Origin of the sequence: Micromonospora sp. II (assembly GCF_001709195.1) — a bacterium.
GTDB lineage: Bacteria > Actinomycetota > Actinomycetes > Mycobacteriales > Micromonosporaceae > Micromonospora > Micromonospora chalcea.
The window spans coordinates 181,073-195,517 of sequence record NZ_LYXF01000067.1; the positions used below are offsets into that span (position 1 = coordinate 181,073).

The 14,445-nt window shown below is 74.8% G+C and carries 16 protein-coding genes; 5 read left to right on the forward strand and 11 right to left on the reverse strand.

The window, feature by feature from the left end:
- Positions 1–5: 5 nt before the first annotated feature.
- Positions 6–560, reverse strand: a complete 555-nt coding sequence (locus A8711_RS26725; RefSeq protein WP_043324175.1) for a GNAT family N-acetyltransferase — start codon at positions 558–560, stop codon at positions 6–8.
- 34 nt (positions 561–594) lie between these two features.
- Here A8711_RS26725 and A8711_RS26730 point away from each other — a divergent pair, with 34 nt between their 5' ends.
- On the forward strand, positions 595–1,803 hold the full coding sequence (locus A8711_RS26730; RefSeq protein ID WP_069089709.1) for a MalY/PatB family protein: 1,209 nt from the start codon (positions 595–597) through the stop codon (positions 1,801–1,803).
- 47 nt (positions 1,804–1,850) lie between these two features.
- On the opposite strand, the gene A8711_RS26735 is transcribed toward A8711_RS26730, so the two are convergent.
- A complete protein-coding gene (locus A8711_RS26735; protein ID WP_069089858.1) occupies positions 1,851–2,429 on the reverse strand; it encodes a DinB family protein in 579 nt (192 codons plus the stop codon).
- 86 nt (positions 2,430–2,515) lie between these two features.
- Here A8711_RS26735 and A8711_RS26740 point away from each other — a divergent pair, with 86 nt between their 5' ends.
- Positions 2,516–3,514, forward strand: coding sequence for a YafY family protein (locus A8711_RS26740; protein WP_069089710.1), 999 nt, complete (start codon positions 2,516–2,518; stop codon positions 3,512–3,514).
- A 17-nt stretch (positions 3,515–3,531) separates the two neighbouring features.
- Here the strand turns inward: A8711_RS26740 and A8711_RS26745 are convergent, their stop codons facing one another.
- The 5 genes from A8711_RS26745 to A8711_RS26760 all read right to left on the reverse strand — a co-directional run bounded on the left by A8711_RS26745 (position 3,532) and on the right by A8711_RS26760 (position 6,475).
- Complete coding sequence (locus A8711_RS26745; RefSeq protein WP_043324181.1) at positions 3,532–3,843, reverse strand: NIPSNAP family protein; 312 nt, start codon at positions 3,841–3,843, stop codon at positions 3,532–3,534.
- A 23-nt stretch (positions 3,844–3,866) separates the two neighbouring features.
- Positions 3,867–4,067, reverse strand: coding sequence for a flavin reductase family protein (locus tag A8711_RS32990; protein ID WP_233607791.1), 201 nt, complete (start codon positions 4,065–4,067; stop codon positions 3,867–3,869).
- A 162-nt stretch (positions 4,068–4,229) separates the two neighbouring features.
- Positions 4,230–5,450, reverse strand: coding sequence for a YeiH family protein (locus A8711_RS26755; RefSeq protein ID WP_083297110.1), 1,221 nt, complete (start codon positions 5,448–5,450; stop codon positions 4,230–4,232).
- A complete protein-coding gene (locus tag A8711_RS32530; protein WP_176722891.1) occupies positions 5,450–5,596 on the reverse strand; it encodes a hypothetical protein in 147 nt (48 codons plus the stop codon). The genes A8711_RS26755 and A8711_RS32530 overlap by 1 nt, the downstream gene beginning before the upstream one ends.
- Before the next feature lie 87 nt (positions 5,597–5,683).
- Entirely contained in the window at positions 5,684–6,475 is a 792-nt protein-coding gene (locus A8711_RS26760; RefSeq protein WP_069089711.1) for a TetR/AcrR family transcriptional regulator, read from the reverse strand.
- 221 nt (positions 6,476–6,696) lie between these two features.
- Here A8711_RS26760 and helR point away from each other — a divergent pair, with 221 nt between their 5' ends.
- Positions 6,697–8,868 (forward strand): RNA polymerase recycling motor ATPase HelR, encoded by a 2,172-nt coding sequence (gene helR, locus A8711_RS26765; protein ID WP_083297111.1) that lies wholly within the window; start codon positions 6,697–6,699, stop codon positions 8,866–8,868.
- 43 nt (positions 8,869–8,911) lie between these two features.
- On the opposite strand, the gene A8711_RS26770 is transcribed toward helR, so the two are convergent.
- The 4 genes from A8711_RS26770 to A8711_RS26785 form a co-directional block, all read right to left on the reverse strand.
- On the reverse strand, positions 8,912–9,721 hold the full coding sequence (locus A8711_RS26770) for an ABC transporter permease (RefSeq protein ID WP_069089712.1): 810 nt from the start codon (positions 9,719–9,721) through the stop codon (positions 8,912–8,914).
- Positions 9,718–10,686, reverse strand: a complete 969-nt coding sequence (locus A8711_RS26775; RefSeq protein ID WP_069089713.1) for an ATP-binding cassette domain-containing protein — start codon at positions 10,684–10,686, stop codon at positions 9,718–9,720. The genes A8711_RS26770 and A8711_RS26775 overlap by 4 nt, the downstream gene beginning before the upstream one ends.
- Before the next feature lie 65 nt (positions 10,687–10,751).
- Positions 10,752–11,399 (reverse strand): response regulator transcription factor, encoded by a 648-nt coding sequence (locus A8711_RS26780; RefSeq protein WP_064446501.1) that lies wholly within the window; start codon positions 11,397–11,399, stop codon positions 10,752–10,754.
- Positions 11,399–12,517 carry a sensor histidine kinase gene (locus A8711_RS26785; RefSeq protein WP_064446502.1) on the reverse strand — a complete coding sequence of 373 codons (1,119 nt, stop codon included), beginning with the start codon at positions 12,515–12,517 and terminating at the stop codon, positions 11,399–11,401. The genes A8711_RS26780 and A8711_RS26785 overlap by 1 nt, the downstream gene beginning before the upstream one ends.
- A 118-nt stretch (positions 12,518–12,635) precedes the next feature.
- Between A8711_RS26785 and A8711_RS26790 the strand changes: the two genes are divergently transcribed.
- Both A8711_RS26790 and A8711_RS26795 read left to right on the forward strand, forming a co-directional pair.
- Positions 12,636–13,469, forward strand: a complete 834-nt coding sequence (locus A8711_RS26790) for an ABC transporter ATP-binding protein (protein ID WP_064446025.1) — start codon at positions 12,636–12,638, stop codon at positions 13,467–13,469.
- A complete protein-coding gene (locus A8711_RS26795) occupies positions 13,466–14,437 on the forward strand; it encodes an ABC transporter permease subunit (protein WP_064446026.1) in 972 nt (323 codons plus the stop codon). The genes A8711_RS26790 and A8711_RS26795 overlap by 4 nt, the downstream gene beginning before the upstream one ends.
- Positions 14,438–14,445: the final 8 nt, after the last annotated feature.

A 14,445-nucleotide genomic window follows, 5' to 3' on the forward strand; every position in this document is an offset into this window, starting at 1 on the left:
GCCGCTCAGCGGCCACGCCACTCGTCGGCCAGGATCGCGTGGACGAGCTGGTCGGCCCACCCGCCCCGGAACCGGTAGCTGCGCACGTGCCGCGCCTCCCGCCGCATCCCGAGCCGGGCCATCAGACGCGCCGACGGCTCGTTGTCCGCGTGGCAGCGGGCCACCACCCGGTGCAGCCCGAACTCGCCGAAACCCCAGTCCAGCAGCGCCCCGGCCGCCTCCGTGGCCAGCCCCCGGCCGCCGTGGTCGGGGTGGAACACGTACCCCAGCTCGGCGGTGCGGTCCGCCGCGCTGCGCCACACCAGCTCGACCGCGCCGATCACCCGCCCGTCGCGCACCACGGCGAGCGTCAGGCAGTCGCCCTCCGCGCGCAGCGCGTCCTCGCCGGCCATCGCGGTCACCGACGCCAGGGACCCCGCCCGGGTACGCGGGGCGGCGCCCGCCATCCAGCGGACCACGTCCGGACGGCGCTGCCAGGCGTGCACGTCGTCGAGGTCGTCGAGCGTCACCGGGCGCAGCAGCAGCCGGGACGTGCGCAGCGGGTACGCCGGGTGGGCCATCGGGCGATGGTAGGAGGAACCTAGGGTGAGCCGCATGGTCGTTTCCGCCGACGACGGCAACCCACTCACCCAGCTCACACTCGACCAGCTCCGGGCACGCACCAGCGTGAAGTGGCGGCTGTACCCGCCGGACGTGCTGCCGCTGTGGGTGGCCGAGCAGGACGTGCCGCTGGCGCCGCCGGTGGCCGAGGCGCTGCGCCGCGCGGTCGACCTGGGCGACACCGGCTACGCGTACGGCACGGCGTACGCCGAGGCGGTCGGCGGGTTCGCCGCGCAGCGGTGGGGCTGGGCCGACTTCCCGGTCGGCCGGACCACGCTGGTGCCCGACGTCATGATGGGCACGGTCGAGGTGCTGCGCCTGGTCACCGGGCCGGGCGACGCGGTGGTGGTCACTCCCCCGGTCTACCCGCCGTTCTACGCGTTCGTCACGCACGCCGACCGGCAGGTGCTCGAGGCGCCGCTCGGCGCGGACCTGCGGCTCGACCCGGCCGCGCTGGAGGAGGCGTTCCGGCGCGCTCGTGCGATCGGCGAGCGGCCGGCGTTCCTGCTCTGCAACCCGCACAACCCGACCGGCGTGGTGCACCGGCCCGACGAGCTGGCCACCGTCGCGGAGCTGGCCGCCCGGCACGGCGTCCGGGTGGTCTCCGACGAGATCCACTCGCCGCTGGCGCTACCCGGTGCGCGGTTCACCCCGTACCTGACGGTGCCCGGCGCCCAGAACGCGTTCGCGCTGCTGTCGGCGTCCAAGGCGTGGAACCTCGCCGGGCTCAAGGCGGCGCTCGCGGTCGCCGGGCCGGACGCCGCCGACGACCTGGCCCGGATGCCGGAGGAGGTGAGCCACGGCCCGAGCCACTTCGGGGTGCTCGCGCACACCGCCGCGTTCCGGGCCGGCGGGCCGTGGCTGGACCGGCTGCTCGACGGCCTGGACGCCAACCGGGCGCTGCTCGGGTCGCTGCTGGCCGAGCACCTGCCGGCGGTGTCGTGGCAGCCGCCGGAGGGCACGTTCCTGGCCTGGCTGGACTGCCGTGGCCTCGGCGTGCCCACCGAGGCGGGCGACGGCCCGGGGGTGGCCAGCGATCTGGACGGGCCGGCGCGGATGTTCCTCGACCGGGCCCGGGTGGCGCTCAGCTCCGGGCACGTCTTCGGCTCCGGCGGCGCCGGGTTCGTCCGGCTCAACTTCGCCACCTCCCCCGCCGTGCTCACCGAGGCGGTCACCCGGATGGGCCGGGCGGCGACCGGCTGACGGCCGGGCCGGCACCGGCGCCCCGCGGCGCCGGTGCCCCGGCCGGCTCAGGTGGTGGTCTGGCCGTCGATGCTCTCGCGCAGGATGTCCGCGTGCCCGGCGTGTTGGGTCGTCTCGGCGATGACGTGGATCAGCACCCGCCGGATGCTGCGCACCGAGCCCGGCTCGTTCCACGGCGCGTCCGGCACCGGCCAGGTCGCCGACAGGTCCTCGACGCCGGCCACGATCTCCTCGGTACGCGCGGCGACGCGCGCGTAGCGGTCCAGGATGGCCGGCAGCGTGTCCCCGGGCAGCATCTGGAAGTCCCGCCCCCGCTCGATCGCCCACTGCGGCAGCTCGCGGGCCTTGCCGGCCATGAAGTCCTCCCAAGTGACGCCTTCGGGCAGAGCGAAGGACATCGCCGACGGGCCCTCGACCACGAATCGCAGCCACGCCTCCTCGGTGGACGCGACATGCTTGATCAGGCCGCCCAGGCAGAGCGCGCTGACCGTCGGCTTCTGCCCGGCCTGCTCGTCGGTCAGGCCGCGCACCGTGTTGGTCAGCATGTTCCGGGCCTCGGCGAGCTCGGCCAGCAGGTCGGCCCGCTCGGCGTCGAGGGTGGTGGGGGTCGTGGTGGTGCCGGTCATCGTCATCGGTTCCTTCCGGTCCTGATCGGGTACGGGCCCACACTCGCAGGCGTAGCGGTCAGTACGTGTCCTCTTCTGCGGGCAGAATGCGTGTCGTGCCGACGACTTCCGCGCGACTGCTCTCCCTGCTGTCCCTGCTTCAGGCCCGCCGGGACTGGCCGGGCGCGCTGCTCGCCGAACGGTTACGGGTCAGCGCGCGTACCGTGCGCCGCGACGTCGACCGGCTGCGGGAGCTGGGCTATCCGATCGAGAGCACCAAGGGCCCGGAGGGCGGCTACCGTCTCGGCGCCGGCTCGGCGCTGCCGCCGCTGCTCTTCGACGACGAGCAGGCGGTCGCGCTGACCGTGGCGTTGCAGACCGCCGCCACCGGCGTGACCGGCATCGAGGAGGCCGCCGCGCGGGCGCTGACCACGGTCCGGCAGGTGATGCCGCCCCGGCTGCGCCACCGGGTCGACGCGCTGCGGGTGATCGCCGTGGAACGGGCCGGCACGCCCGCCGCGGCCCGCGTGGAGCCGGGACTGCTGATGACACTCAGCGCCGCCGTGCACGCCCGGGAGGAGCTGCGCTTCGACTACGACTCGGTGTCGGCGTCCGCTCCCGACGCGCCGCCGCGCCGCGCGCAGCCCCACCACCTGGTCACCTGGGGCGGGCGCTGGTATCTCGTGGCCTGGGACCTGGACCGCGACGACTGGCGCACGTTCCGGGTCGACCGGATCAGCCCGCGTACGCCCACCGGCCCCCGGTTCACGCCCCGCGAGCTGCCCGGCGGGGACGTCGCGGCGTACATCGCCGGCCGGTTCAAGGGCGCCACCGGGCCGGGTGACTGGCCCTGCCGGGGCGAGGTGATCCTCGACCTGCCCGCCCGGACGGTCTCCGCGTGGACCCGCGACGGCATCGTCGAGGAGCTGGGGCCCGATCGCTGCCGTCTGACCCAGGGCGGCTGGTCGTGGGCCGGGCTGGCCGCCCTGCTCGGCCGCTACGACGCCGACATCGAGGTGGTCGGGCCGCCCGAGTTGCGGGAGGCGTTCGCCCGCCTGGCCCGCCGCTACGCCGCAGCAGCGGAGGGCCCGAACCCGCCTCGGTAGCCGGGCCGGCCGGGGTGTCAGTCGGTGGGCAGGAGCGGGCGCATGAACGTGCGCTCGTACCGCAGGACGCAGCCCGACTCGTCGCGGATCCGGTCGGCGGCGACGAACTCCGGGTCCACTCCGAACCGGGCCCGGTACTGCTCGTACGCCGCCAGGCTCTCAAAGCTGAACAGCGCCTCGGCCCGGTCGCTGGCGCCCTCGGCGGGCAGGAAGTAGCCGTGGTGCACGCCGCCGTGCCGTGCCACCAGCCGCATCCAGGTGCGGGCGAAGCGCTCGAACGCCTCGATCTGTGCGGGGTCGATCGTGTAGTGCACGACGCAGGTGATCACGCGGCCACGATAGCGACGGTCGGTCAGGCGGCGCAGCGGCGGTCGCCGGGGTCGGTCGTGTCGGCCAGGCCCGCGTACCGGCCCCGGTGGTAGAGCAGCGGCGACCCGACGTCGGCGTGCCGCAGCAGCTCCGGTTCGGCCAGCACGACGGCGTGGTCCCCGACGACGACCCGGTCCACCACCCGGCACAGCAGCCAGGCCAGTGTGTCGTCGGGGACCGGCACCCCTTCCGGGCCGGGCGCCAGCGGGTCGGCTCGGCGAATCTGTCGATCCCGCTGGCGGCGAACCTCCGGGCCACCTCGTGCCGGCCGTGCCCGAGCAGGTGCACCGCGACGTGCCGGGCCCGGGACACCACCGGCCAGCTCGACGAGCCCAGGTCCAGCCGGTCAGACCGTGAAGCCGTGGAACAGCACCGACGCCAGTCCGAGCGCGAGCACCAGGTTGAACACGGTGGCCGCGCCGAACACGGTGACCGGCCGCCAGCCGGCCTCGCGCAGCGACGACACGCGGACCTCCAGGCCGATGCTGACGAAGGCCAGGATGAGGAACCAGACCCGCAGGTCGGTGACGATCGCCATGGTGGCCTTGCCGTCCGCCCCGGCGACGTCGAGGTACCAGGTGGCGATCACCGAGGCGGCGACGAACCCGAGGACGAACTTCGGGAACCGCCGCCACAGCTCGCCGAGCCCCGGCCGCGGGGTGTCCGGACGGCGCTCCACGCGCAGCGCGAAGTACGCGGTGAGCGCCACCGCGACCACGCCCATCAGCGCGTTCTGGGTGACCTTGACGATGCTGGCGATCTGGAGCGCGTCCTCACCGGCGAGCGCGCCCGCCGCGGTGACGGCGGCGGTGGTGTCGATGTTGCCGCCGATCCAGGCGCCGGCGACCGCATCGGAGAGGCCGAGCACGTCGGCCAGCCACGGCAGCAGGAAGATCGACGGCAACGCGAACGCGATGACCAGGCTGGCCGTGTACGCGAGCTGTTCCCGGCGTGCCCGGACCGCGCCGGCGGCGGCGATCGCGGCGCTCACCCCGCAGATCGACACGGCCGAGGCGAGCAGCGCCCGCAGTTTGTCGTCCAGGCCGAAACGCCCGGCCAGCCACCAGGTGAACAGGAACACGCCGCTGATCAGCAGCAGCGCCTGGGCGATGGCGGGACCGGCGGCGCTCGCGATGACTGCGAGGTTGATCGAGGCGCCGAGCAGCACCAGGCCGGTCTTGATGAAGAACTCGGTCCGGAACGCGGCGGAGATCCGGTCGCGCAGGCCGGTCACGGTGACCACCAGGTTGCCGAGCAGGCCGAGCAGGATCGCGTAGACCGGGTACTCGATCGCGGCGGCCACCTCCTCGATCGCGCTGCCCTCGGCCCAGACCGGCACGTTCTGTTCCAGGTAGCGGGTGAGCGCGGCCAGCCCGAGCACCACCAGCAGACCCACGGCGGTCCAGGCCCAGAACGCGCCGGAGCGCAGGTCGGCCGGGGGCGGCGCGTCCGCGGGCGTACCGTCCGGTCGGTCCACTGAGGTCGCGGCGGCTGGGGCGTCCGCGGTGGAGGCCGCGGACGGCCCGGCGGCGGTGCTGCGAACGGCGGGCTCCGGTGCGGCGGCCATCACGGCACCAGCCCGGCGGGGATGACGCCGACCAGCACCAGGAGCAGCAGCGCGAGGCCGAGGACAGTGGCGGCCCAGTCCTCGCTGAAGGCGAGCCGGGACGTGCCTGCGGTGGGCGGTTCGGGTGGCGTGGGCGCGTTGCTCATGGAGGGCTCCTACGGGTACGCGCGGGCGAGGGAGGGCAGCCGAGGGCTCATCGACCCCACGGAGAGTTTCCTACTTAACCAGTAGGATTACAAGGTCTTCCCGCGCTCCGGCTCACCCGCGGCACGTTCGGCGACCACCACCGAGATGCCGTCGAGCACCCGCTGCAGACCGAACTCGAAGGCGTGATCCGGCCCGTACGCCGCGCCGTGCGCCATGCCCGCCGCCGTGCCGACCCGGGCGGCGAGCGGGAAGCTGCCCGCGGTCATGAACTTCTGCAGCCAGGGCCCGTGCGTCTGCCACCACTGGTCGTCGGTCATCCCGGTCTCACGTTCCAGCTCGGCCACGTCCAGCGCGGCCCGCGCCGCGCTCTTGGCGTGCCCCAGCACGAGCGTGAGCACCGCGTCCATCTCCACGTCGTCGAGCCCGATGTCCGCGACGGCGTGCAACTCGTAGTCGTACTTGGCGAGCACGTTGGGGCCGAGCACCGGCCGGGTCGTCTCGGCGCGCACCAGCCACGGGTGGGACCGGTAGAGGGCCAGATTGTCCCGCGCGATCCGTTCCAGCCGGCCCCGCCAGCCACCCGGCACGTCGGCCGGGCGCGGAAGGTCACCGAGAACGGCGTCCACCATGACGTCGAGCAGTTCCGCCTTTCCCGGCACGTACGTGTAGACGGACATGGTGCCCACGCCGAGCGCCTCGCTGACCCGGCGCATGGTGAGCGCGTCGATGCCCTCGGCGTCGGCGATCTCGATCGCGGTGCGCACGATCCGGTCGACGCTGAGGCCCGGACCGGCGCCGCGGCTGGCCGGCTCCCGGGTGCGCCAGAGAAGGGCCAGGCTGCGGGCGGGATCGGCCTTGCGCCGGCGCTCCTTCGACATGGTGCCGTCATCCTACCGGCCACGCCGGTCGCGGCCCGTCGGCGGGACGCCGGGAAAAGCCACGAGAATTGTTCGGGCAAAAAGAATGGCGGGTTCTCCCGCCACTACCAACATATAGCGCACCCCCGGTCTTGCGGCAAGCCCCGGGTGGTGGCGCAGAATTGCCGGCCGTAACCCATTGCCGAGGCATTCGAAAAGCCGCGAAGAGCGGAGGCTCGGCCGTGCCCGTGATCGGAGACGAGTTGAATCTGCCTGCCACGAGCGTTTTCGATCTTCCCGAACGTCTGTCGGCCAAGGCCGACCCGAACCTGATCGCCGACGACGAGCGGCACTTCGCCGCCATCGCCGACAGCCTGCGCCGCTCGATCGCCGACTTGACCGACCGGCTCGACGCGACGCGCCGGTCCGCCGGCGGCCGGGGCCGGCAGGCCGTCGACCGGGACCAGGAGGTCCGGCGGCTGAGCGCGCGCCTGCGTACGCTGCGCCGTTACGGCCTGGACCTGTGCCTGGGCCGGATGGTCGGCGCGGACGGCGCGGCCCCGGTGTACGTGGGCCGGCTCGGCCTGACCGACGGCGCGGGCGGCCGACTGCTGCTGGACTGGCGCTCCCCCGCCGCCGAGCCGTTCTTCGGCGCCACCCATGCCGACCCGATGGGCCTGGTCAGCCGACGCCGGTACCGGTGGAGCCGAGGGCGGATCACCGACTACTGGGACGAGGTGTTCACCGCCGACGCTCTGGCCGGGCACGCCGCGCTGGACGACCAGTCGGCGTTCATCGCCAGCCTGGGCGCGACCCGGTCGGCGCGGATGCGTGACGTGCTCGGCACCATCCAGGCCGACCAGGACGCGATCATCCGGGCCGGTTCCCGGGGCGCGCTGGTGGTGGACGGCGGTCCCGGCACCGGCAAGACGGTGGTGGCGCTGCACCGCACCGCGTACCTGCTGCACGCCGACCCGCGCCTCGGCGAGCGCCGGGGCGGGGTCCTCGTCGTCGGGCCGCACCAGCCGTACCTGAACTACGTCTCCGACGTGCTGCCCAGCCTGGGCGAGGAGGACGTGCAGATCTGCACCCTGGCCGACCTGGTGCCGGAGGGCGCGGCGGCGGCGCCGGAGACCGACCCGGAGGTGGCCCGGCTGAAGGCGTCGGCGGACGTCGTGCGGGCTGTCGACGCCGCGGTCCGGTTCTACGAGGAGCCGCCCGCGACCGGGATGACTGTCGGGGTCGGGGACGCCGAGTTGCGGCTGACCGCCGACGACTGGGCGACGGCGTTCGAGGCGGCCGGCCCGGGCGTCGGGCACAACGAGGCCCGCGACGACGTGTGGGAGGAACTGGTCACGATCCTGGTGGAGAAGTACCGCGGGGACGAGCCGGAGGAGGCGGTCCGCCGGGCACTGGGACGCGACCGGGAACTGGTGACCGCGTTCGGCCGGGCGTGGCCGCTGCTCGACCCGCTCGACGTGGTGGCCGACCTGTGGTCGGTGCCGGCCTACCTGCGCCGGTGCGTGCCCTGGCTGAGCGTCGAGGAGATCCGTACGCTGCGGCGGGCCGACGCCCGGGCCTGGACGGTCGCGGACCTGCCGTGGCTGGACGCGGCCCGGCGGCGGGTCGGCGACCCGGAGGCGTCGCTGCGGCGGCGCCGCGACGAGGCGGTGCTGGCCGCGCAGCGCGCCGAGATGGACACGGTGGTCGACGCGCTGATCGCGTCGCACGCCTACGACGACGGCGAAGGTCTGATGACCATGCTGTACGGCGAGGACATGCGCACCAGCCTGGTCGACTCCAGCGCGTTGAGCGTGGCCGATCCGGACCTGCTGGCCGGGCCGTTCGCGCACGTCGTGGTGGACGAGGCGCAGGAGCTGACCGACGCGCAGTGGCAGATGCTGCTGGCGCGCTGCCCGTCGCGCAGCTTCACCGTGGTCGGCGACCGGGCGCAGGCGCGGCACGGGTTCACCGAGTCGTGGCCGCAGCGGCTGGCGCGGGCCGGGTTCGACCGGGTCGAGGTGGCGACGCTGACCGTCAACTACCGCACCCCGGCGCAGGTGATGGCGGCGGCCGAGCCGGTGATCCGGGCCGTGCTCCCGGACGCCAACGTGCCCACGTCCATCCGCGACGGCGCCCCCGTGCGGTACGGCGACCGCGCCGAGCTGCGCGCGGTGGTGGACGGCTGGCTCGCCGCCCATCCCGAGGGCGTCGCGTGCGTCATCGGCGATCCCGGGTTCCCGGCGACGGACCGGGTCCGGTCGCTGACGCCGGAGCTGGCGAAGGGGCTGGAGTTCGACCTGGTGGTGCTGGTCGACCCGGAGTCCTTCGGCGACGGCATCTCCGGCGCGGTGGACCGGTACGTCGCGATGACCCGGGCCACCGGCGAGCTGGTCGTGCTCACCGGGCCGTGACCCGTGCCCCGGGGGCGACGCACGGCCGCCCCCGGGGTCCGGCTCAGCGGCTGAGCGCCCGGTAGCGGCGCAGCGACAGCGGCAGGAACACGGCGATCAGCGCCAGCGGCCAGAGCACCGCCAGCAGCGGGTGATGCGCGGCCACCCAGGAGTCGCCGCCCCAGCCGGGGTTGCCGAACAGCTCCCGGGTGGCGCCGACGGTGGCGGACAGCGGGTTCCACTCGGCGACCGCGCCCAGCCACGCGGGCATGGTGGACGGCGCCACGAACGCGCTGGACAGGAAACCGAGCGGGAACTCCAGTGTCTGCACGGCCGTGACCGCGCTCTGTCCCTGCACGGTCAGGCCGAGGAAGACGCCCACCCAGACCAGCGCGATCCGCAGCAGCAGGATCAGCCCGAACGCGGTGAGCGTGTCGCCGAGGTCGCCGCGTGCCCGCCACCCGACGGCCAGGCCGACGAGCAGCATGACGGCGAGCGTCACCACCGCGAACATCAGGTCGGCGACAGCGCGGCCGAGCAGCGGCGCCAGCCGCGACACCGGCATGGACCGCAGCCGGTCGGTGACGCCGCGGTCCAGGTCCGCCGAGACCGCCATGGTGGTCATGCTGATGCCGAAGACCATGGTCATGGCGAACATGCCGGGCATCAGGAACTCGCGGTAACTGCCGCCGCCTGGTACCTGGAGCGCGCCGCCGAACAGGTACGCGAACATCAGCACCATCAGGATGTCGAAGCCCAGCGAGCCGATCAGCGGGCCGGGCTCGCGCCGCCAGTGCGCCAGCGCGCGCCCGGTCAACGTCAGGCCGTCACCGGCCAGCGACGCACGGCGCGCGGGGTTCACCGTCGCGGTCACGCGGTCACCTCCACGCCGGTGCGGGCGGCGGAGGGCGTGGCGGTGAGCTGGAGGAACACCTCGTCCAGTGTGGGCCGCCGCAGCGCCACGTCGGCCACGCCCACGCCGTCGGCGTCGAGTGCGCGCAGCACCTCGGTCAGCGCACCGGCCCGCTCGCCGACCTGGGCGCTGACCGCCCGCCGGTCCGGGTCGACAGCCGGTTCGGAGCGGGCCACCGCGCGCAGCCGGCGCGCGGCGGTGGCGAGGTCGGCGGCGTCGCGGACGACCAGTTCGATCCGGTCGCCGCCCAGGCGGGACTTGAGCGCGTCCGGGGTGCCCTCGGCGATCACCCGCCCGGCGTCGAGCACGCAGACGCGGTCGGCGAGCTGGTCGGCCTCGTCCAGGTACTGCGTGGTCAGCAGCACCGTGGTGCCGCCGCGCACCAGGTCCCGTACCGCCTCCCACACCTCGTTGCGCCCGCGCGGGTCCAGCGCCGTGGTCGGCTCGTCCAGGAACAGCACCGACGGCGCGAGGATCATCCCGGCGGCCAGGTCGAGGCGGCGGCGCATGCCACCGGAGTACGTGCGTACCGGCCGGTCGGCGGCGTCGGCGAGCCCGAACCGGTCGAGCAGTTCGGTCGCCCGCCGCCGCGCCCCGGCCCGGCCCAGGTGGAACAGGCGGCCGAAGATGACCAGGTTCTCCCGGCCGCTCAGCGCCTCGTCCACCGCCGGATGCTGGCCGACCAGGCCGATGCGGTGGCGTACCCGGTCGGCCTGCCCGGCCACGTCGTAGCCGGCGACCTCGGCCCGCCCGGCGTCGAAGCGCAGCAGCGTGGCGAGGATGCGTACGGCTGTGGTCTTGCCGGCGCCGTTCGGGCCGAGCAGCCCGCACACGGTGCCCGGTGGCACGCGCAGGTCGAATCCGTCCAGCGCCACGTTGCCCCCGTACCGCTTGCGCAGGCCCTCCGCGAGGATCGCGTGTTCCACGTCTGTCCCCCTCCGTTGACGACAGTCACTAACGTACAACGTACGGTATGGCGTCCGCCAACGGTTCAGTCGACCACGCGGTGCTCCCACGCCCAGACCGCGATCTCGGTACGGTTGCGCAGGCCGAGCTTGGTCTGCACGGCCGAGACGTGGCTCTTTACGGTGCTCAGCGAGATGAACAGCTCCGCGCCGATCTCCAGGTTCGTACGGCCCCGGGCGATCTCGCGTACCACCTCGATCTCCCGCTCGGACAGCGCCGGGCGGCGCTCGTCGCGGGGCGGGGCGGGCGGGGCCAGGTGCCGCAGCAGCCGGACCGTCACCGACGGGGACACGAGCGCGTCGCCCTGGTGCGCCGCCCGCACCGCCTCCACCAGCAGCGCCGGACCGGCGTCCTTGAGCAGGAACCCGGCCGCTCCCCCGCGCAGCGCGCCGTAGACGTACTCGTCCAGGTCGAACGTGGTGACCACGACGACCCGCAGCGGATCGGCCACCTCGGGCCCGGCGAGCGCCCGGGTCACCTGGAGGCCGTCGAGCCGCGGCATCCGGATGTCCACCAGGCAGACGTCCGGGCGCAGCCGGCGGGCCTGGGCGACCGCGTCGACGCCGTCAGACGCCTCGGCGACCACTGTGATGTCGGGCTGGTCCTCCAGGATGAGCCGCAACCCGCCGCGGACCATCGCCTGGTCGTCGGCGAGCAGCACCCGGATCGCCATCACGGCCTCCCGCACGGCACGGAGGCCCGCACCGACCATCCGCCGTCGGGGCGGGGACCGGCGCGCAGCGTCCCGCCGAGGGCCTCGACGCGCTCACGCAGGCCGACCAGGCCGTATCCGCCCCGGTGTTCGGCGGGCCCGCCGGGCGCGTCGTCGGTCACCTCGACCACCACCGCGTCCGGCTCCCGCGCCACGTCCACAGTGACCTGCCCGGCGTGCGGGGCGTGACGGGCCACGTTGGTCAGCGCCTCCCGGACGATCCGGTGCACGGTGCTGGTGACCTCCGGCGGCCAGGCCGTCTCCCCCGGTAGGCGCAGCCGCACCGGCGGGCCCTGCCGGCGGAACCGCTCGACCAGCTCCTCGATCTGCTCGGTACCGGCCGAGGCCGGCGGCGCGTCATCGGTGTCGCGCAGCACCCCCACCACGCGGCGCATGGCCCGCAGCGCCTCGCCGCCGGCCTCCTCGATCCCGGCCAGCGACTCCGTGACGCGCGCCGGATCCCGCCGTCCGACCAGGTGGGCGGCCTGCGCCTGCACCACGATGCCGGTGACGTGGTGGGCCACCACGTCGTGCAGCTCCCGGGCCAGCTCCAGTCGCTCGTCGCGGCGTACCCGCTCGGCAGTGGCCCGGGCCCGCTCGTCGAGCAGCCGCAGGCTCAGCCCGGTGGCGACCCCGCCGAGCCAGCACAGGCAGCTGAGCGCCACCACCCCGGACCCGCCCGCGCCCGGTCGGGCCACCGCCCACGCCCCAGCCGCCACCACGAGACCACCGGCGGCGATCAGGCCGGCGGGCAGCGGCGGCAACGCGCGTACCGCCGATCCGACCAGGACCGCCGACGCCAGCGCCAGCGTGGGCCCCGGCTCGGTCGGCAGGTCGAACAACCGGGCGGCGGCGACGGCCGACCCGGCGACGACGAGCCCGGCAGTGGCCGTGACGACGCGCTGCCTGTCGCGTACCAGAGCCAGCACGCCGACCACGACGGCGGCCGCGCCGCCCACGAGCCAGTACCGCAGGCCCCAGCTCGCGGCGATCGCGACCGCCTGGACGCCGATCGCGGCGAGCAGCACCACGGCGAGTCCCGCCGTCGCCGCCACCCGGGGGAACCGTTCACCAGCCATGCCCAGCACGCTAGGAGATCGCGGGCCGCCGCGAACCGGCCGAAAGTAGGGTCGGCCGCGCGCCGGACCGTGCTCCGGACCGATGCCCGCCGGTCCCGCCGTGCCCAGGATGAGCCGCATGCATCCACCACTCGCCCTGCACGCCGAGCGGCTGACCAAACGGTACGGCCGCCGCACCGCGCTTGCCGACTGCGACCTGAGCGTGCCGCGCGGCCACGTGGTCGGCCTGGTCGGCCCCAACGGCGCCGGCAAGTCCACGCTGCTGCAACTCGCCTGCGGGCTGATCGCGCCCACCTCCGGCACGTTGACGGTGCTCGGCGCACCACCGGCCGCCGACGCCGCGCACCTGGCCCGGGTCGGATTCGTCGCCCAGGACACACCGGTCTACGCCTCCCTCACCGTCGCCGAGCACCTGCGGATGGGCGCCTGGCTCAACCCGTCCTGGGACGCGGCGCTGGCCCGGCGGCGGATCGACGAGGTCGGCCTCGATCCGGCGCAGAAGGCGGGCCGGCTCTCCGGCGGCCAGCGGGCGCAACTGGCGTTGGCGCTGGCCGCCGCGAAGCGCCCCGACCTGCTCATCCTCGACGAGCCGGCCGCCGCGCTGGACCCCCTCGCGCGCCGCGAGTTCATGCACGGCCTGGCCGGCTTCGTGCGGGAACTCGGCGCCGGCGCGGTGCTCTCCTCGCACCTGCTCGGCGACGTGGCGCAGGTCTGCGACCACCTGGTCGTGCTCTGCGCCGCCCGGGTCCAGGTGGCCGGGCCGGTCACGGACCTGCTCGCCACCCACCACCGGACCGCCGCCGCGCCCGCCGGGGCCGAGGTGGTCTGGGCCGAGCCCGGCCGCGTCGTGGTCCGGGGCCCGGCGGTACGCGACGACGCGCCGGTCACGCTGGAGGAGCTGGTGCTGGCGTACCTGTCCCGGGCCGCCGCCCACCCGGTGGTGACCGGATGATCCGGATGACGCTGCGGCAGTTCCGCCTCCCGGCGCTCGCCGGCGCGGTCCTGCTGGTGCTGGCCGGGGCCTACCTGCTGCGCCTCGGCGCGGACATCCGGGCCGTGCCCGACCCGGCCCGGCTGCCCGACCGGTACGCGCAGACCATGCTGTTCCTCGCCGGTGGGTTCGCGCTGCTGCCCGCACTGATCGGCGCGTTCTGGGGCGCGCCGCTGGTCGCACGGGAACTGGAGCAGGGCACGCACCGGCTGGTGTGGAACCAGAGCGTGCCGCGCCGCCGCTGGCTGGCGGTCAAGCTCGCCGTGCTGTCGGCCGCCGCCGCGCTCGTCGCCGGGCTGCTCGGCGCGCTGCTGACCTGGGCGGCCTCGCCCGTCGACCGGGTCGCGGGCGACCGGTTCAGCACCGTGCTGTTCGGCGCGCGCGGCGTCGCACCGGTCGGGTACGCCGTGTTCGGCCTCGTCCTCGGCGTCGTCGCCGGGCTGCTGCTGCGCCGCACCCTCCCAGCCATGGCAGTGGTGTTCCTGGCCGTGGTGCTGGCGCAGCTCGCGGTGCCGAACCTGCTGCGCCCGCACTACTTGCCGCCGGAGCGGGTCACCGTGCCGATGACCGCCGACACTGTCAACCGGGCCCGCAACCTCGGCAGCATCACCGGCTCGCCGGTCGTCGGCGGACTGGACGTGCCGGGCGCCTGGGTCACCGACATCAGCCCGCTGCGTACCGCCGACGGACGGCAGCTCTCCGACGCCGTGTTCGGCACCTGTTTCCGCGACCCGCCGCGTACCGGCGCCACCGGCACGTTCGGCGACACCGCGGTCTGCCTCGGCAAGCTCGACCTGCACGTGGACCTGGCCTACCAGCCGAACCACCGGTTCTGGACGTTCCAGTGGATCGAGCTGGCGCTGCACCTCGGCGCGGCCGGTCTGCTGGCGGCGCTCGGCCTGTGGCACGTCCGGAGACGGGCCGGCTGAGCGGACGG

Excerpts from the sequence above, each read along its gene's own strand:
- A8711_RS26795 (WP_064446026.1), top strand. The coding sequence starts at position 13,466 with ATGATCCGGATGACGCTGCGGCAGTTCCGCCTCCCGGCGCTCGCCGGC.
- A8711_RS26740 (WP_069089710.1), top strand. The coding sequence starts at position 2,516 with ATGCGTGTCGTGCCGACGACTTCCGCGCGACTGCTCTCCCTGCTGTCC.
- A8711_RS26785 (WP_064446502.1), bottom strand. The coding sequence starts at position 12,517 with ATGGCTGGTGAACGGTTCCCCCGGGTGGCGGCGACGGCGGGACTCGCC.
- A8711_RS26755 (WP_083297110.1), bottom strand. The coding sequence starts at position 5,450 with ATGGCCGCCGCACCGGAGCCCGCCGTTCGCAGCACCGCCGCCGGGCCG.
- A8711_RS26790 (WP_064446025.1), top strand. The coding sequence starts at position 12,636 with ATGCATCCACCACTCGCCCTGCACGCCGAGCGGCTGACCAAACGGTAC.
- A8711_RS32530 (WP_176722891.1), bottom strand. The coding sequence starts at position 5,596 with ATGAGCAACGCGCCCACGCCACCCGAACCGCCCACCGCAGGCACGTCC.
- A8711_RS26730 (WP_069089709.1), top strand. The coding sequence starts at position 595 with ATGGTCGTTTCCGCCGACGACGGCAACCCACTCACCCAGCTCACACTC.
- A8711_RS26760 (WP_069089711.1), bottom strand. The coding sequence starts at position 6,475 with ATGTCGAAGGAGCGCCGGCGCAAGGCCGATCCCGCCCGCAGCCTGGCC.
- A8711_RS26780 (WP_064446501.1), bottom strand. The coding sequence starts at position 11,399 with ATGGCGATCCGGGTGCTGCTCGCCGACGACCAGGCGATGGTCCGCGGC.
- A8711_RS26725 (WP_043324175.1), bottom strand. The coding sequence starts at position 560 with ATGGCCCACCCGGCGTACCCGCTGCGCACGTCCCGGCTGCTGCTGCGC.
- A8711_RS26735 (WP_069089858.1), bottom strand. The coding sequence starts at position 2,429 with ATGACCGGCACCACCACGACCCCCACCACCCTCGACGCCGAGCGGGCC.